Raw genomic sequence first — 17320 nt, 5'->3', positions numbered from 1 at the left:
GCCAAAGAACCGACGGCCCCGAAAAAGTGATAAAGCACATGCTCGACTACCCGACGATCCAAGACATCCGAGACGCGCAGGCACGGCTGAAGCCCTACATCAGGCATACGCCATTACTGCGCGCGGAAAAGATGGAGCGAGCTTTGGGCTGCCAGATGTACCTTAAGCCGGAGATGCTGCAAATTACCGGGGCCTTCAAGATTCGCGGCGCGCTGAATAAATCGCTTTCGCTTACCCGGGAAGAGATAGCTAACGGCATTATCGCCACGTCCTCCGGCAATCATGCTCAGGGACTGGCGTACGCCGCCAAGATGCTTGGCGTCAAAGCAGTATTGGTGCTCCCGATCACCACCCCCAGGATCAAGATTGCCAATACAAAATCCCTGGGCGCCGAAGTCATTCTTTACGATGGCGATACCGCCGCGCGCTGGAAGCGGGTGCGTGAAATCGCCGAGGCACACAGCTATGCAGTTGTCCATGCGTTTGAGGACCCCTTGGTAATGGCTGGCCAGGGCACCATCGGTTGTGAAATACTGGAGGATCTGGAACAGGTAGACACGGTGATTGTTCCCGTCGGTGGCGGCGGACTTATTTCAGGAATCGCTACCGCCATCAAGGAAACCGCCCCCTCGGTGCGCGTCATAGGGGTAGAGCCTGCCCTGACACCAAAGTACTTCCACAGTCGCAAGAATAAGGAACGCACATCGCTGCCCTTGAAAAATACCATTGCCGACGGATTAAGGATAAGTGTGCCCGGCCAGAATCCATATCCAATTATTGAAAAATACGTGGACGAGATCGTTCTGGTGGAAGACGAACATATCGTCACTGGCATGCGCATGCTTGCCAATGATGCAAAATTGATTGCCGAGCCCGCCGCCTCGATTGGTATCGGCGCCTTGCTCGCCGGCAACATCAAAGTCAAGCCACACGAGAAAGTGTGCGCGGTTCTGACTGGCGGAAACTGGGACCTATGCGACCTGGCCGAGATCTACAAGGTTGCCGACGAAAATAATGCCATCCGTTGATAGCAGGCGCGGTCTCATCGCCGCGAGGGAGCCCGGCCTGCTCTGCCTGGCAGGCTGGGCAGACGCTGGATAGCCATCCTCCGGCCGCCGCGCCAATACCGCGCCGGCGGCCTCCACGTCCTCGAAGCCGCAGCGCCTCAGGTCAATCCCCATTTCTGCGTGCCCGTTGCAGCCAGGGCCCCACCATTCAGTCTCGATCCCCAGCTCCGCTACGGCCGGAACCCAGTCCCTTGCGACGGAGCGCTCGCCGCCTCCGCGCACTCCCGCACACATTGCACATCACCACCGCTGGCGCAGTTCGGCCGCGAAGCTAAGGCTCAGCGCCAGGCCGAACGGATCGGCGGCCCGCCGTGCCAGCCCAGCGCCTTCTCGCTTCGTTGCACGGCTTGCCGTGACAGGCCGAGGTACCCGGGCACCGGCCCGGCGCACTGCGCATGTGGAGCGCCGGGTTCGACGCGCATCGCGTGCAGAACACCGTCCGACAGCACCGTGCTGAACGGTCGAGGCAGGAAACTCCAGGCATGCTCCAGATTCAAGTGGAAACTGCCTGGTGCGCTCGGCAAAAAAGCAGCCCCTTAGCGCTGATACCAATAAACTTATTTGTACTTATCCACTGCCGGGAATCACCGAAATGCTACACAAACCGAAATTCATCAGCTTCGATTGCTACGGGACTCTGATTAACTTCGAAATGGGTCCGACCGCAAAGAATATTTTCGAAGATCGTGTTCCGGCCGATCGGATGCAGGCGTTTCTTGATAGCTTTCGATTTTACCGCCTGGATGAAGTATTAGGCGAGTGGAAACCTTTCTTTGAGGTGGTTGAAAATTCCATTCAACGGGCGTGCCAGGCACACGGTGTTGAATATCGCTCATCTGATGCGGTCGCATTGTATGAGGCGGTCCCGACCTGGCGGCCCCATCCGAACGTAGTTGAGGTGCTTGAGGCAATCGCTCCGCACATCCCGCTGGTGATTCTCTCGAATTCGATGGTCGATTTGATTCCGCCTAGCGTCGCGCATCTCAAGGCACCCTTTCACGCCGTTTACACCGCCGAGGAAGCCCGTGCCTACAAGCCGCGGGCCCAGGTGTTCGAATATATGTTCGATCAACTCGGTTGCGGACCAGACCAGATGATGCACGTCTCGTCGAGCTTTCGTTATGACCTCATGACGGCGTCTGACCTGGGATTCATGGCCAAAGCGTTCATCGATCGGGGTCACGAGCCCACCTCCGACAGCTATGGCGTCAACCGGTTGACCGATGTCCGCCAGCTTCCCGGCCTGCTTGGACTTGAAGGTCGGCTTGCGACCGCGACGATGAAGTGAGACGCATGATGCCGGAGAATCGTCCGATTGCGGCAGCAGCGTTGAGCACCGCGGCGCCAAATCTTCCGCCAGACGAAGTGGCAGCCTTGGTCAGTCGTCTCTACGGTATCAATGGCAGCGTCATGCCATTGGCCGGTGAACGAGACCAGAATTGCTGCATAGAGACTGCGGACGGCACTCGTTACGTTGTCAAGATCAGCAATCCTTCGGAGCCGGTTTCAGTGGTCGATTTCCAGATCGCTGCACTGGACCACATCGCGCGTGTTTCGCCCGACCAGCCAGTGCCCCGAGTCGTGCGGACGCTTGGCGGACGCACGCGCGCCAATGTGGCATGGGCCGACGGGCTTCGAACCACCGTGCGGATGCTTACCTATCTCGACGGCGTGCAGATCCGGGAGACTCCGCGGACCGCCGCGCAGCGTCGGGCCATGGGGACAGTGCTTGCCAAGCTAAACCTCGCGTTGCGCGATTTCACGCATCCTTCCGCGACGCACAATCTGCTCTGGAATGTTTCGGCGGCGCATCGGCTGGCAGCCAAGCTCGATGGCATCGTGGACGCCCCGCGTCGCGCGCTCGCTGAGTCGTTCATGACGCGCTTCATCGACCATGTCCTGCCGCGTCTCGCCTCGGTGAGGGCGCAGGTCATCCACAACGACTACCATCTCTACAACGTTCTGGTCGCACCCGAGGACCATGAACGCATTCTGGGGATTATCGACTTCGGCGACATGCTGTATGCGCCGCTGGTCGGCGAGGTCGCTACGGCGGCGGCCTTTCATATGACTGGCAACCCCGATCCATTCGAAGGGCCGGCGCAGTTCGTCGGCGCCTACCACGCGACGCTGCCGCTTACCGAAAGCGAGCAGGAGATCATCACCGATCTCATGGCCACACGCCACCTGATCACAGCGTTGATCTCGGAATGGCGCGCCGCGCGCTACCCCGAGAACCGGGCCTACATCATGCGCCACAATCCCGCTGCATGGGAAGCGCTGTCTCAGATGGCCGCTCTTTCCCGCAATGAGGCTCGCGACCGGCTACTAACTGAAGTACGAAAGGATAAGTGAATGAAAAGTACCACTGACCTCAACATGGTCAACGCCTATATCCCCGGACGTGCCAACGTGGGACCCGTCACTGCGGCGATGATCGATCGGCGCGATGCATTGCTCGGCCCGGCATACCGACTGATGTACGAACATCCGCTTCACATCGTGCGCGGCGAAGGCGTATGGCTGATCGATCCGGAAGGCCGCCGTTACCTCGACGTTTACAACAACGTCGCGTCGCTGGGGCATTGTCACCCGGCGGTGACCGAGGCGATATGCCGGCAAGCGCGGATCCTTGCGACCAACACCCGCTATCTGCACGACACGATTCTTGAGTTGGCCGAACGCCTGCTCGCGAGCATGCCTGAGACCAACCTTGCCCACCTCATGCTGACCTGCACGGGCAGCGAAGCAAACGATCTTGCTTATCGCATCGCCAAGGTCCGCACCGGTGGCACGGGCGTGATCGTGACCGAAACCGCCTATCATGGCTTCACCGACGCAGTGTCGCAATTCTCGCCATCGCTCGGCGTGACCGTCGATCTCGGCGCGCACGTTCGCCTGGTCCAGGCACCGCGCCTCTATCATGCCGAGGGAGCTGACCTCTCCGAACGCTTCACGCGCGATGTCGAGGCCGCGATCGCCGATCTTCGGCGTCACGGCATCAAGCCTGCGGCACTGATCGTCGATTCCCTGTTCACCAGCGACGGCATCCTTCCTGAACCAGCGGGCTTCCTGAAGGGCGCGGTCGACGCGATCAAGCGTGCTGGCGGCCTTTTCATCGCCGACGAGGTCCAGCCGGGCTTCGGCCGTACCGGCGAGCATATGTGGGGTTTTCAGCGTCACGGCGTCATCCCCGACATCGTCACCCTCGGCAAGCCGATGGGCAATGGACAACCTGTCGCGGGACTGCTGGCCACCGCCGACGCGCTGGCAGAATTCGGAAAGAACTCAAGATACTTCAACACCTTCGCCGGCAATACCGTATCGTGTGCGGCTGCGCTGGCGGTCCTGGATACGATCGAGAAGGAAGGGCTGATGCAGCATGCCGCCACGGTAGGCAATATCCTGCGTAACGGCATCGCCGCTCTCGCCGCCCGGCACGAGGCCATTGGTGACGTCCGTGGCGTCGGCTTGTTCGTCGGTGTGGAGCTTGTCTCGGACCGCGCATCGCGAACGCCCGATCGCGAGCTCACCACCCGGGTAGTCAATCGAATGCGCGACAAGGGGGTCTTGCTCAGCGCCTGTGCGATGGGCCACAATGTGCTCAAGATTCGACCGCCTCTGGTACTATCCGCGGAACAAGCCGGCATCGTGATCGAAACGCTCGACGAAGCGCTGACCACAGTGCAATCGGCAAAACGGAAGTAACCGGGGCCGACACTGACAGTAGTACCGACTCATGCGAGCTTCAGCTTCCCTCGACCAGTTTGACATCAAGATTCTTGTGCATCTTCAGCGCGAGGGACGCTGCTCGAATGTCGACCTGGCCGCAGCCATTGGCCTCAGCGAAAGCCCATGCCTGCTCCGTACCAAACGGCTCCAGGAGACCGGCGTTGTCCGTGGCTACCGCGCGGAGGTTGCGCTGGAGAAGCTGGGCAGCCACGTCATCGTGTTTTCCGAGGTCACAATCAGCAGCCATCGGCCCCAAGACTTTCGCAAATTCGAAGCAGGGGTTGAGAAGTACCACGAAATCGTCGAATGCTACAACGTCAGTGGCGGTTACGATTACCTGCTGAAGGTCATCGCACCTAATATCGCTTATTTTCAGGCGCTCATGGAGCGGTTGTTGAAAGACGATATCGGGATCGAAAAATTTTCCAGCCGGATCGTATTGCGCAAGCCGCTCGAGCAACGGGGGTATCCGCTGCGGATTATTGCAACTGGAAGGCCAGACTGGGATTGATGTAATGCGCACTGGCCGCATCACGCGATCCAGGCAGACCATCGAGCCTGCCTTGGCGGTGGCTCAATCGAGTTTTCAGTAAACCCAAACTTAAGAGCGCCGCTCCATTTCCGAGCAAAGGCCGCTCACGCGGGTCAGCAATTGCCGGGCGGCGTCGTCCCTGCCCTGACGATGCCATAGCTCGGCAAGGCTTATCGCACAACGAAGCTCGATGGAGCTGGCACCCTCGCCACGGGCCAGCTCCATCGCCGTGCGAAAACACGTCTCGGCTTCGCGGTCGGCCGTGGATGAAGAATCTCCCTGCCGATCCCTCGTCTGCACCAGAACCTCCCCCTTGAGCCGGAGCAGCGCGGGCTCGTCAAAGCGTTCGCCGGTATCCCTTGCCAGGGCCATGGCCTCAGCCAGCACACGCATCGCATCCTCGCCTCGCGCGCAGCGCATATACGCATCGGCCAGCAATCCCAGCAGCGAGGGCCGTCCCAATACCGCGCCGGTGGCCTCCAGGTCCTCGAAGCCGCGGCGCATCAGGTCAATCCCCACTTCTGCCGTGCCCGTTGCAGCCAGGGCCCAACCACGCAGTATCGATCCCCAGCTCCGGTACAGCTGGAACCCATGCTCTTCCGACAGTGCGATCGCCGCCTCCGCGCACTCCAGCACACGTTGCGCATCACCACGGCGCTGGTGCAGCTCGGCCGCGAAGATGAGGCTCAGGGCCAAGCCAAACGGATCGGCGGCCTGGCGGGCCAGCGCCAGCGCCTCCTCGCTTCGGTTCACGGCTTGCTGTGACAGGCCGAGATACCAGAGCACCCAGCTCAGCGAGCTGCGCATATGGACCGCCGGGTTGCGCGCATAGCGCAGCAGGTGGCCATAGGCGTGCCGGTCGGGACGGTGCAGCGCCAGCGCTTGCTCCAGGTGCGTGCGGGCCATGCGGATATCGCCGCGCCGGAACCGTGTAACGCCCAGCACGCGCTGCGCCTCTGCGCGCTGCTCCGTGTCACCGCTGTCTTCGGCCAGCTGGTGCAGGCCTTCAGCCAGGGATTGTGCCGTCAGGAGCTTGCCGCGCAACAGATAGAAGGACCAGAGCCCCAGTTGGGCGGAAAAACGCTGCGGCGTCTCCGCTCCTTGCTCGCATAAAGCCAGCGCCCGCGTGTAGATTGTCTCGACTTCCGGTGCCCCATGGCCGCGTGCCGTGATGCATGCAATGCCGAGGTTCAGCAGCAGGCCCAGTTCATCACGTGCGCGCTCGGGGTTGTCCGGCAGTGTCTTAAGCAAGTCGAGCGCCGCATTGAGATGGCGAATGGCTTCGCGCTGCGCGGAATGTTGCGCCGCGTGCTGCCCGGCAAGACCCAGGTACTCGATGGCCTTGCGGGTATTGCCACTTCGGCTGTAGTGGTGTGCCAGTTCGCTGCAGTAATCCATCAAGCTGCCAGGGAACAGCGTTTCCAGGGCCTGGGCTGTGCGCTCGTGCAGCGCGCTGCGCCTGTCACTCAGCAGCGAGCTGGCGGCGACCTCCTGCGTCAAGGCGTGCTTGAACACATACTCCACTTCCGGAAACGCGGGGCGCTCGTAAATGAAATCTCCGGCCTGAAGATCGACGAGCATCGCATGGAGAGCACTGTCCGCCATCCCGGTGACATGTCGGACCAGGCTCACGGAAAATCCCTTGCCAATGATCGCGAGCGTCTGCAGCAATTCCTTTTGAGCCGGCGGCAGGCGGTCGATGCGGGCGGCCAACACGCCTTGCACGGTGGTCGGCATATGTAGTGACACCACGCGGTCGTCGAGCCGGAAGTTACCCCGTTCTCCATGCAGGACGTTCTCCTCGATAAGCGTTGTGACGACCTCCTCCATGAAGAAGGGATTGCCTTCTGTCTTGGACAGGATTTCGTGCTTCAGCAACTCGAGCGAAGCATCGTCACCCAACATCGCGCTGAGGAATCCTTGTGCATCGCCCTGCCCCAGTGGCGCAAGCTCCAGCCTGACGTGACATGGCACGCCCCCGTCATGCACATACTCCGGGCGATAGTTGACGAGCAACAGCATCCTTGACCGGGGCACATGATCAGCCAGGATACAAAGAAAAGCCTCTGATTCACTGTCAAGCCATTGAAGATCGTCGAACAGCACCATCAGCGGCTGGAACTCGCTCTCGCGCACAAGCAACCGCACCAGCGCATCGAAAGTTCTCTGGCGCCGCACCGAAGCCTCCATCATGGGAAGCGTCGACGCCGGATCCTTGATGCCAAGCAGATAGAGCAGATAGGGAAGAACTTCGTCCGGCGCACAGCCGATCGCCATCAACCTGGCGGTGACCTTATCGCGAATCTGCCGGTCGTCATCCTGCGACGCGACGTCGAAGTACGCCCTGATCAGATCGATCAATGGCAGATAGGGAAACGCCTTGCCGTGCGAAACCGAGAAGGTTTCAAGCACCTTGCAGCCCGGTTGCGCACGCGTTCGGAATTCGTGAAACAAGCGCGACTTGCCGACGCCTGCCTCGCCTGCCACGCCAACGACGCGTCCTTGGCCACGCCTTGCCGACTGTAGCGCCACCTGCATACACCGCAATTCGTCCTGGCGGCCGACAAAACGCGACAACCCGCGATGCGAGGCAACTTGCAGCCGCGTGCGCAAAGCACCAGGGCCGATAACTTCGTAAACGGCAAGCGGTTGCTGAATGCCCTTTACCGATGCCGTCCCGAGCGCGCGAAACTCAAAGTAGCCTTCGGTCAGCCGATGGGTCGCTTCGCTGACAGCGATCGATGAGGGCATCGCAACCCCTTCCATCCGCGACGCGATATGGATGGTGTGGCCCACCGGATCGTAGTCGGTGCGCAGGTCATCCTTTCGAATTGCCCTCACTACCACTTCGCCGGTATGGACGCCCACCCGGATGCGCAGCGGCAAGCCGGTTGCCTGAGGCGTCCGCCCATTATGACGGCGTATCGCATCCTGCATCCGGAGCGCGGCGTAGAGCGCCCGCAAGGGATGGTCCTCATGCGCGATGGGCGCACCGAACAGCGCCAGGATGCCATCACCAAGCGATTTGGCGACGTATCCCTCATAGTGGTGAACCGCCTCCATCATCATCGACACAATGGGGTCGATCACACCGCGCGCATCCTCTGGATCCAGATCCTGGATGAGTGCCGTCGAGCCAGCGATGTCCGCAAATAGCGCGGTAATGGTCTTGCGTTCGCCAGCGGTTTGCCCCCTGGCTTCCATCGCCGCCTGTTCGGCCAGGATGCGCTCGGCCAGATGTGCCGGCGTATAGAACACGGGCGCCGTCCCAAGGTGCTGACCGGCGGGAAGGTCGGGCAGCAGCACGCCGCAATGGCCGCAGAATCTCGCCGCGGCCCCCGACTCATGGCCACATTGCGGGCAGATTCGCGCAAGGCCGTGCCCGCATGCCTGGCAGAATCGCCCGCCTGCGGGGTTATCGAATCCGCACTTGATGCAGCGCATATGCCCTCTGACCGCTTGGCCCGATAGCACACATTAGAAACCACAGGAGAGGTGTCTCGCAAGTTGCGAGGCGATCCCTCCGTGATCTGTGACGCATGCGAGTCAAGTCCGCATATTCGTCATTGAGCATTCGGCCCGATCACGCCGGGCGGAAGGTTGGCCACCTCGTCGTGCGCATCCCATTGGAAACAGCGAAAGCCATCTGCCAGGCGCGACCAGCCTTCTTGCCAAATGTAGGGGCTTCAGGTCACAGCGACTTCAGATACTCCGCCAGGTCGGCAATATCCTGGCTGCTCAGCCCCAGTCCCCGCTTGGTGTTGTAGGTCGTCACGACCTCCGGCAAAGTCGCCGCAGAGCCGTCATGGAAATAGGGAGGGTGTTGCCATGCGCCCTTCAGCGGCGTGGTCCGGTATTGCTTGGTTGCGGAGCGCGAGGCGTAGCTCGGGCTCTCCGGTTCCGCCATCGAGTCGGCGGGCGGGTGAAGCAGCGAGTTGGCATCGGTAAATGCCGGGCCACTATGGCACGTGGCGCATCGGCCCGCGCCTTCGAACAGGGCCTTGCCCCGCAGCGCCGCCGCCGGGTCGAAACTGCCAGCCGGTGGCGGCGGAGCGCCCAGGGATAGCTGATACGCTTGCAGGGCCGGAAGCTTGCTGGTGACAAGGTCCACCGAGCCATTGGTGATGGAGATATTCAGGCGCGGTTCGGATACGGAGCCGAGGCCGCCCATCTGGGAAACGGCGACATACCGGTTCCAGTACATGATGTCTTCGCCATCGCCGGTAAAGGTAATGCGATGAATGCCGGCCAGCCCGAAGGCGGGCGGTATCACGACCGGCTTGCTGAGGCCGTCGATATTATTGCGCGGATCGTACTTGCCTGCGCCCCAGGCGTTGAGGACCTTTTTCATGGCCTCGTCAATGGCCGGTGACAGCGCGATGATGGCGCCGGGATTGAGATCCCGGTTGGGCCATCCGTCCAGACGCTTGCCGATGCCCGGCGCGAACGAGTTGTCCACCGTCGAATGACAGAGCGCGCAGGTAGTGCCGACGCGGGTCAGCTTGTCGACCCCATTGACGGTCTCGACGGTTCCCTGGAGGCCGACGACCGCGTTCAGTTTCAGCAGCGCCACTGTCGTAGCCGGGCTCTTGAGGTCGATCGTGCCATTGCGGATTCCATTGACGACGGCCTCGGGCAAGGCCTCCGCGTCGACCTTGAGGCCGACTGAAAATGCGGTCAAGGGATCCACCGAGCTGGCGATGACCTCGTGCATCCTCAGGTGATCGGTCCACTTCGCCTCGTCCCCGAAGGTGTCGAAGCGAAAGATCTGCTTGCCCTGCTCGACCAGGGCCTTCTGCGCCGCCTCCGTGCTGGCCGCGTCCGTGCCGCCCCCTCCAGAACTGCCGCCACATGCCGCCACGGCCGCCACTGCGGCTGCCGTGAGCAGTGCATTTGCCAGCCTCCGTCGAGCCAGCTGCGGCATCGCTGGCTGCCGCAGCGGTACCGGCTGCACTTCAGTTTCAGATGTCAGTGCGGAGGGTTGCCTTTTCATGATCGACGTCCTTGTCAGGAGGAGATGCAGCAACTGAAATAAAACAACCGACAGGTCTCCGACGGCAGTGGCTCGAATTTGTCCGTTGCATAGGCGTTAGACGTTTGCAGACGCCGGAAGGTGACACGAGGTCTGAGCCACATTGCGATGAGTTGTGGCTGCATTGCATCTGCCTATGATTGCTGACGCGTGGTTCGACCCCAGGCGAGGTACCGCAGCAGCGTATGCGCCCAGTCGACTGTCACCTTTTGGCAGCTGTGCCGTCTAATGATCTGCAACGGGAAAGGAGCCAGATCTCCAAATGGACAAGAACCGGGATCTCAGGCCGCCCCTGCCGTCTGGCGCCAGTGCCACCACAGACGCCGAACTGGTCGCCAGCGCCCGCGCCGGCGCCGCGTCTGCCTTTGAGGCCATCATGCGGCGCAACAACCGCCTGTTGTTCCGCACGGCCCGTGGCGTGGTTGCGGATGATGCCGAAGCCCAGGATGTCGTGCAGGAAACCTACCTGCGCGCCTTTACCAGCCTGGATTCGTTTCGCGGCGAGGCCGCGCTGAGCACCTGGCTGGCGCGCATAGCCATCAATGTCGCCCTGACAGCGCAGCGCAAGAGACGCCGGCTCTTTCAGATCGAAGCATGGGGCGAAGAAGAAGATCTTCCTGGCGGACCTTTACAGGAGAACATGATGTCCTTCCGCGCCGCTGACGACGAATCACCTGAAGCCATGGCCGAACGCGGTCAGGTGCGGGAACTGCTGCAGCTTGCGGTCGAAAAGCTGCCGCCGATCTACCGCTGCGTGTTCATCCTGCGGGCGGTCGAAGACTTGAGCGTAGAGGAAACGGCTTATTGCCTTGGCGTTAGCGGCGACGTGGTCAAGACGCGCTTTCTGCGGGCCCGCATGATGCTGCGCGAATCCCTGGCCGCGGAGGTAAGGCCCTATCTGCAGAGCACATTCAGTTTTGCCGGTACGCGCTGCGACGCGGTGGTCAATCACGTGTTCGACGCCCTCAGCGAGCGCGGGCTGGTCCGCTCGCAATGACGACGAGGGAACGCGGCAGTGCTCCTGGGAAGCGGATTTCGGCAACGAACGGCATCTCGTCGGCGCACGGGCGGCGACTGATTCCAGTTGCGGATCCCACCGATCGCGGCGTACTGTGCGGGTTACAGCCTGCGCGAGCGCTGGACAGACTCGAGGAACTCCGATAAGGAGTTCCTGGTCCGGTGCCGCGCGGGTTGTACTGGTCGTCAGGAGGTGTCGCCATGGATTTCGAACCCCTCACTTACCAAAGCGTTGAGGTCCGTGCGGTTCTGATTCCGTTAAATCGACCAATCATTTCGAAGGTCGGCGCATTCGACCAGTGGCCGCTGATCCTGGTTGATCTTCACACTCGGGAAGGCGTTGTCGGTCGCAGTTATCTTGAGCCATATCTGATACAGGCGCCCAGGTACATCGTGCCTGCGATCCGGGATCTTGCCGCATCACGGGCCGGTAGCAGGATCGCACCGCTTGATGACTTCCAGAACGCCAGAGGTTCAACGCATCTCCTCGGCTACGAAGGCATCACGATGATCGCCATCGCAGGGCTCGACATGGCCGCGTGGGACGCGCTCGGCAAGGCCGCAGGCCTGCCTCTCGCAGCATTGCTTGGCGGAACAGTGGGCAGCGTGCAGGCGTACAACAGTAATGGGCTGTGGTTGAGCCACGTGGATGGCGTTGCAGAAGAAGCTAGTTCGCTCGTTGCAGAAGGAGCATTCAGCGCTTTGAAGCTGCGGCTGGGCCGCGAGAAGCTGCAAGACGACCTTGATGCCATTCGCGCGGTGCGCGAAGCGGCTGGCGACGAGATCAAGCTAATGGTGGATTTCAACCAGGGCTTGTCGTTTGATGACGGTCTGCGCCGCTGCCATGCCCTTGATAACGAGGGGCTGTACTGGTTCGAGGAGCCCCTCGCATACAGCAACACCAGCGGCCATGCGCGACTGGCGCGCGAGATCAAGACGCCGATCCAGCTGGGCGAGAACTTCTATGGTCCGCGCGAGTTATTGAAGGCAGTGCAGGCCGAGGCGTGTGACTGCGTCATGCTGGACATGATGCGGATCGGCGGCGTGTCGGGGTGGCTGCGGTCTGCGCCGATCGCTTCGGCGGCAGGACTCCCTGTCTCCACGCATCTGTATCCGGAAGTCTGCGCACATCTGATGCGCGTCACCGAAACGGCGCACTGGCTGGAATGGCAGGACTGGGCCTATCCCGTGCTGAGGGAGCCTTTTGCGCTTGCAGATGGACACCTGGTGGTGCCGGACAGGCCCGGATCTGGAATCGAGTGGGACGAGAGCGTGGTGAAGCGGTTTCAGTACGACTAAGGCTGCCGCGCAGGGGCTGGCCATTCTTGCAGAGCGCGGCATCGGCTAGCACTGGCACCGATATCAGCGGTGATTTCGTCGAGCAGCTCGCTTTGGGTGGCAGAGGCTCTTTGGGGCTCGGATGCAGGGTGGCGAAACAGGCAAAAAAAAAGACCCAGATCGCTCTAAGTCCTTGATTCTTGCTGGTGGAGCGGTGGTGGGTGCTGAGGGGTTCGAACCCCCGACCTACGCCTTGTAAGGGCGCCGCTCTACCAACTGAGCTAAGCACCCGCTCGACCATCGCAGGCTGCCTGCCTGCAACTTGCTGAACGCTCCGCACCTCGCGGCAGATGCCGTGGTTTGCGTTGCGAGGGCGCAAGTTTAATACATGTGATTTCGGTTTGCCAAGGCCCGCGCGGACAAAAAACGCCGCCGGGCATCGCTGCCCTGCGGCGTTTGGTTCATGCGGCTAAGGCGTCGTCAGTGATGCAGTCGCTCGACCTTGGCGGTGGCCTTGTCCGCCACCTCGGCGGGCTTGGCATCTTCTTCCGGCAACGCCTCGGGCTTGCGCTCGAGTGCCAGTTCCAGCACCTTGTCGATCCAGCGCACCGGCACGATCTCGATGGCGTTCTTGACGTTGTCCGGGATCTCGGCCAGGTCCTTGACGTTTTCCTCGGGGATCAGCACCAGCTTGATGCCGCCGCGGTGGGCTGCCAGCAGCTTCTCCTTCAGGCCGCCGATGGGCAGCACCTCGCCGCGCAGCGTGATCTCGCCGGTCATGGCGACATCCGCGCGCACCGGGATGCCGGTCAGCACCGACACCAGCGCCGTGGTCATGGCACCGCCCGCAGACGGGCCGTCCTTGGGCGTGGCGCCTTCGGGCACGTGGATGTGGATGTCGCGCTTCTCGAACATCTCATCGGTGATGCCCAGGCGGCGTGCCCGCGAACGTACCACCGAGCGCGCGGCCTCGACCGATTCCTTCATCACGTCGCCCAGCGAGCCGGTGCGGGTGATGTTGCCCTTGCCCGGCATGATCGCGGCTTCGATGGTCAGCAGGTCGCCGCCCACCTCGGTCCACGCCAGGCCGGTCACCTGGCCCACCTGGTTTTCCTTGCCGGCCAGGCCGAAGTCGTACTTGCGTACGCCCAGGAACTTGTCGAGGTTGTCCGAATCGACCTTGATCGTGCCCGACTCCTTCTTCAGCAGCAGCAGCTTGACCGCCTTGCGGGCAATCTTGGAGACCTCGCGCTCGAGCGAACGCACACCGGCTTCGCGCGTGTAGTAGCGGATGATGTCGCGGATCGCCGCATCGGTGACCTCGATCTCGCCCGCCTTCAGACCATTGTTCTTGATCTGCTTCGGCAGCAGGTAACGCGTGGCGATGTTGAGCTTCTCTTCCTCGGTATAACCCGACAGGCGGATCACTTCCATACGGTCGAGCAGCGGCGGCGGAATGTTCAGCGAGTTCGACGTCGCCACGAACATCACGTCGGACAGGTCGAAATCGACCTCGATGTAGTGGTCCTGGAACGTGTGGTTCTGTTCCGGGTCCAGCACCTCGAGCAGCGCCGACGACGGATCGCCGCGGAAATCCTGGCCCATCTTGTCGATCTCGTCGAGCAGGAAGAGCGGATTGCGCACGCCAACCTTGGACAGGCTCTGCAGGATCTTGCCCGGCATCGACCCGATGTAGGTACGGCGGTGGCCGCGGATCTCGGCCTCGTCGCGCACGCCACCCAGTGCCATGCGCACGAACTTGCGGTTCGTCGCGCGCGCCACCGACTGGCCGAGCGAGGTCTTGCCCACGCCGGGAGGCCCGACCAGGCAGAGGATGGGTGCCTTCACCTTGTCCACGCGCTGTTGCACCGCGAGGTACTCGAGAATGCGTTCCTTGACCTTCTCCAGGCCGTAGTGGTCTTCATCCAGCACGCGCTCGGCGTTGGCGAGGTCGTTGTTGACCTTGCTCTTCTTGCGCCACGGCAGGTTCACCAGCGTGTCGATGTAGTTGCGCACGACGGTGGCTTCGGCCGACATCGGCGACATCAGCTTGAGCTTCTTGAATTCGGCGTCGGCCTTCTTCTTGGCTTCCTTCGGCATGCGCGCAGCCTTGATGCGCTTGTCGAGTTCTTCCAGGTCGGCGCCTTCTTCGCCCTCGCCCAGTTCCTTCTGGATGGCCTTGACCTGCTCGTTCAGGTAGTACTCGCGCTGGCTCTTCTCCATCTGGCGCTTGACGCGGCCACGGATGCGCTTTTCGACCTGCAGGATGTCGATCTCGCCCTCGAGCTGCGACAGCAGGCTTTCCAGGCGCTCGGTCACGTTGACCATCTCCAGGATCTTCTGCTTCTGCTCGAGCTTGATCGGCAGGTGCGCGGCGATGGTGTCCGCCAGGCGCCCGGCCTCGTCGATGCCCGACAGCGAGGTCAGGATCTCCGGCGGGATCTTCTTGTTGAGTTTTACGTACTGGTCGAACTGCGACACGATCGCGCGGCGCAGGGCCTCGGTCTCGGCGCTTTCGCCAGGTGCGGGCGGCACGGGCACGGCTTCGCACATGAAGTGCGAATCGTCCTCGCTCACCTCGCGGATATTTGCGCGCTGGGTGCCCTCGACCAGCACCTTCACGGTACCGTCGGGCAGCTTCAGCATTTGCAGGATATTGGCGATGCAGCCGACCTCGTACAGGTCGTCGGCGGTCGGCTCGTCCTTGGCCGCCGTCTTCTGGGCCACGAGCATGATGCTCTTGCCCGCCTCCATCGCAGTCTCAAGCGCCTTGATGGACTTTGGGCGTCCCACGAACAGCGGGATCACCATGTGCGGAAACACCACCACGTCGCGCAGCGGCAACAGTGGGAGGCGAATCGGCTCGGCCGGGAGGAGTTGTGTTCCGGACATCATTTTCCCCAAGTCAGTCATTTAAGGCGTAAATTGGGCCGCCCGAATCGATTACAAGATACGTGCCAATCGATTCATCAAGACAGGCAGATGCCGCTACCTGCACTTGGTGGCCCCTCTGAAACAGCATACCCGCGTTTCCTCCCTCTCGTCGGTAGAAATAAACAAAAAAAGCCGCTCGCTTCTACGCGAACGGCCTTTTTCGACCTGCTGCCCGTGTGGTGCCGACCTCTGACCACTCTGGCAGGCCTCGCGTCAGTTAGACCCTGCCACCTTGGGCTGCTGCTCTTCGTACATCAGCAGCGGCGGTGCATCGCCGTTGATCGTATTTTCATCGATCACCACCTTTTGCACGCCCTTGTAATTAGGCAAGTCATACATGACGTCCATCAGCGACTGCTCCAGGATCGAGCGCAGCCCGCGGGCACCGGTCTTGCGGCGGATCGCCTTGCGCGCGATGGCGCTCAGCGCACCGGGACGGATTTCGAGCTCGACGCCTTCCATCGCCAGCAGCTTCTGGTATTGCTTGACCAGCGCATTCTTGGGCTCGACCAGGATCTGCATCAGCGCGGCCTCGTCCAGCTTGGCCAGCGTCGCCACCACCGGCAGGCGGCCGATCAGTTCGGGAATCAGGCCGAACTTGATCAGGTCTTCCGGCTCGGTCTGCGGCAGCACCTCGCTGACGTCGCGTTCTTCCTTGCTCTTGACCTGCGCGGCAAAGCCGATGCCGGTCTTGTCCGAGCGCTGCATGATGACCTTCTCGAGGCCATCGAAGGCGCCGCCGCAGATGAACAGGATGTTGGTCGTGTCCACCTGCAGGAAGTCCTGGTTCGGATGCTTGCGGCCACCCTGCGGCGGCACCGATGCCATGGTGCCTTCGATCAGCTTGAGCAGGGCCTGCTGCACGCCTTCGCCGGACACGTCGCGCGTAATCGATGGGTTGTCCGACTTGCGCGAGATCTTGTCGATCTCATCGATGTAGACGATGCCGCGCTGCGCCTTCTCGACTTCGTAGTTGCAGTTCTGCAGCAGCTTCTGGATGATGTTCTCGACGTCCTCGCCGACGTAGCCGGCTTCGGTCAGCGTGGTCGCGTCGGCGATCACGAACGGCACGTTCAGCAGGCGCGCCAGCGTCTGCGCCAGCAGCGTCTTGCCCGAGCCGGTGGGCCCGATCAGCAGGATATTGCTCTTGGACAGCTCGACGTCATCCTTCTTGCCGAGGTGCTTGAGGCGCTTGTAATGGTTGTAGACCGCCACGGCCAGAATCTTCTTGGCTTGTTCCTGGCCGATCACATACTGGTCCAGGCTTTCGCGGATCTCGTGGGGCGTGGGCAGGTCGGAGCGCGCGGCCGTGGCGGCGTCTTTCTCGGATGCCGTGGCCTCGTCGCGAATGATCTCGTTGCACAGGTCGATGCACTCGTCGCAAATGAACACCGACGGGCCGGCAATCAGCTTCTTGACCTCATGCTGGCTCTTGCCGCAGAAGGAGCAGTACAGAAGCTTTTCGCTGGATGAACCTTTTTTGTCCGCCATAGGAATCAGTCACTTTTGCAGTGCGCACACCGCGGGGCGACAGGCTCCTCGGCGATACGCTTCAAACGCATCATACGCCAAAACAATTGGCACCACCGGCGGTTCCCCCCGGCTGTGGGGCCAAGGCCCCGTTTCACAGGTTCCGATGCAAAAAACGAGGCATGGGGCCTCGTTCCGGTATAGCCTTTGCCATTTGGGCCCAGCCAGCGTGGCAGGCCGCCGTTGCACCATGGCCAC

Annotated in this window: 12 protein-coding genes and 1 tRNA gene; 7 read left to right on the top strand and 6 right to left on the bottom strand. The window is 61.7% G+C overall.

Annotated elements, in window-relative coordinates; all coding sequences use genetic code 11:
* The first annotated feature begins 38 nt into the window (after positions 1-38).
* The gene (locus U9J39_RS24525) at positions 39-1028 is read left to right on the top strand and encodes a threonine/serine dehydratase (protein ID WP_326348318.1); all 990 of its coding nucleotides are present in this window, start codon (positions 39-41) and stop codon (positions 1026-1028) included.
* Positions 1029-1345: 317 nt separating this feature from the next.
* On the opposite strand, the gene U9J39_RS24520 is transcribed toward U9J39_RS24525, so the two are convergent.
* Complete coding sequence (locus U9J39_RS24520; RefSeq protein WP_147310525.1) at positions 1346-1564, bottom strand: hypothetical protein; 219 nt, start codon at positions 1562-1564, stop codon at positions 1346-1348.
* A gap of 95 nt (positions 1565-1659) precedes the next feature.
* Here U9J39_RS24520 and U9J39_RS24515 point away from each other — a divergent pair, with 95 nt between their 5' ends.
* Genes U9J39_RS24515 through U9J39_RS24500 form a run of 4 tightly spaced genes read left to right on the top strand, consistent with a single transcriptional unit; the run spans position 1660 to position 5310 of the window.
* Positions 1660-2355: a haloacid dehalogenase type II gene (locus U9J39_RS24515; RefSeq protein ID WP_115709201.1), complete on the top strand. Its 696-nt coding sequence runs from the start codon at positions 1660-1662 to the stop codon at positions 2353-2355.
* A 5-nt stretch (positions 2356-2360) separates the two neighbouring features.
* Positions 2361-3422, top strand: a complete 1062-nt coding sequence (locus tag U9J39_RS24510) for a phosphotransferase (RefSeq protein ID WP_326348317.1) — start codon at positions 2361-2363, stop codon at positions 3420-3422.
* Complete coding sequence (locus tag U9J39_RS24505) at positions 3423-4775, top strand: aspartate aminotransferase family protein (RefSeq protein ID WP_115709199.1); 1353 nt, start codon at positions 3423-3425, stop codon at positions 4773-4775.
* Between the two features lie 31 nt (positions 4776-4806).
* A complete protein-coding gene (locus tag U9J39_RS24500) occupies positions 4807-5310 on the top strand; it encodes an Lrp/AsnC family transcriptional regulator (protein WP_115709198.1) in 504 nt (167 codons plus the stop codon).
* Between the two features lie 90 nt (positions 5311-5400).
* On the opposite strand, the gene U9J39_RS24495 is transcribed toward U9J39_RS24500, so the two are convergent.
* Together U9J39_RS24495 and U9J39_RS24490 are read right to left on the bottom strand one after the other, a co-directional pair.
* Positions 5401-8775, bottom strand: a complete 3375-nt coding sequence (locus U9J39_RS24495) for an adenylate/guanylate cyclase domain-containing protein (RefSeq protein ID WP_326348316.1) — start codon at positions 8773-8775, stop codon at positions 5401-5403.
* Positions 8776-9022: 247 nt separating this feature from the next.
* Entirely contained in the window at positions 9023-10324 is a 1302-nt protein-coding gene (locus tag U9J39_RS24490; RefSeq protein ID WP_240991252.1) for a c-type cytochrome, read from the bottom strand.
* Between the two features lie 301 nt (positions 10325-10625).
* On the opposite strand from U9J39_RS24490, the gene U9J39_RS24485 reads away from it, so the two are divergent.
* Positions 10626-11360 carry an RNA polymerase sigma factor gene (locus U9J39_RS24485; protein WP_326348315.1) on the top strand — a complete coding sequence of 245 codons (735 nt, stop codon included), beginning with the start codon at positions 10626-10628 and terminating at the stop codon, positions 11358-11360.
* Between the two features lie 221 nt (positions 11361-11581).
* Complete coding sequence (locus tag U9J39_RS24480; protein WP_326348314.1) at positions 11582-12679, top strand: enolase C-terminal domain-like protein; 1098 nt, start codon at positions 11582-11584, stop codon at positions 12677-12679.
* Between the two features lie 194 nt (positions 12680-12873).
* On the opposite strand, the gene U9J39_RS24475 is transcribed toward U9J39_RS24480, so the two are convergent.
* From U9J39_RS24475 to clpX, 3 genes are all read right to left on the bottom strand, one after another.
* Positions 12874-12949 (bottom strand) — tRNA-Val (locus U9J39_RS24475).
* Between the two features lie 189 nt (positions 12950-13138).
* On the bottom strand, positions 13139-15550 hold the full coding sequence (gene lon / locus U9J39_RS24470) for an endopeptidase La (RefSeq protein WP_115681436.1): 2412 nt from the start codon (positions 15548-15550) through the stop codon (positions 13139-13141).
* A 255-nt stretch (positions 15551-15805) separates the two neighbouring features.
* Complete coding sequence (clpX, locus tag U9J39_RS24465) at positions 15806-17083, bottom strand: ATP-dependent Clp protease ATP-binding subunit ClpX (RefSeq protein ID WP_115680086.1); 1278 nt, start codon at positions 17081-17083, stop codon at positions 15806-15808.
* Positions 17084-17320: the final 237 nt, after the last annotated feature.

Source organism: Cupriavidus sp. SS-3 (assembly GCF_035818815.1).
Lineage (GTDB): Bacteria > Pseudomonadota > Gammaproteobacteria > Burkholderiales > Burkholderiaceae > Cupriavidus > Cupriavidus taiwanensis_C.
This window is presented reverse-complemented; position numbering and strand designations above follow the sequence as displayed.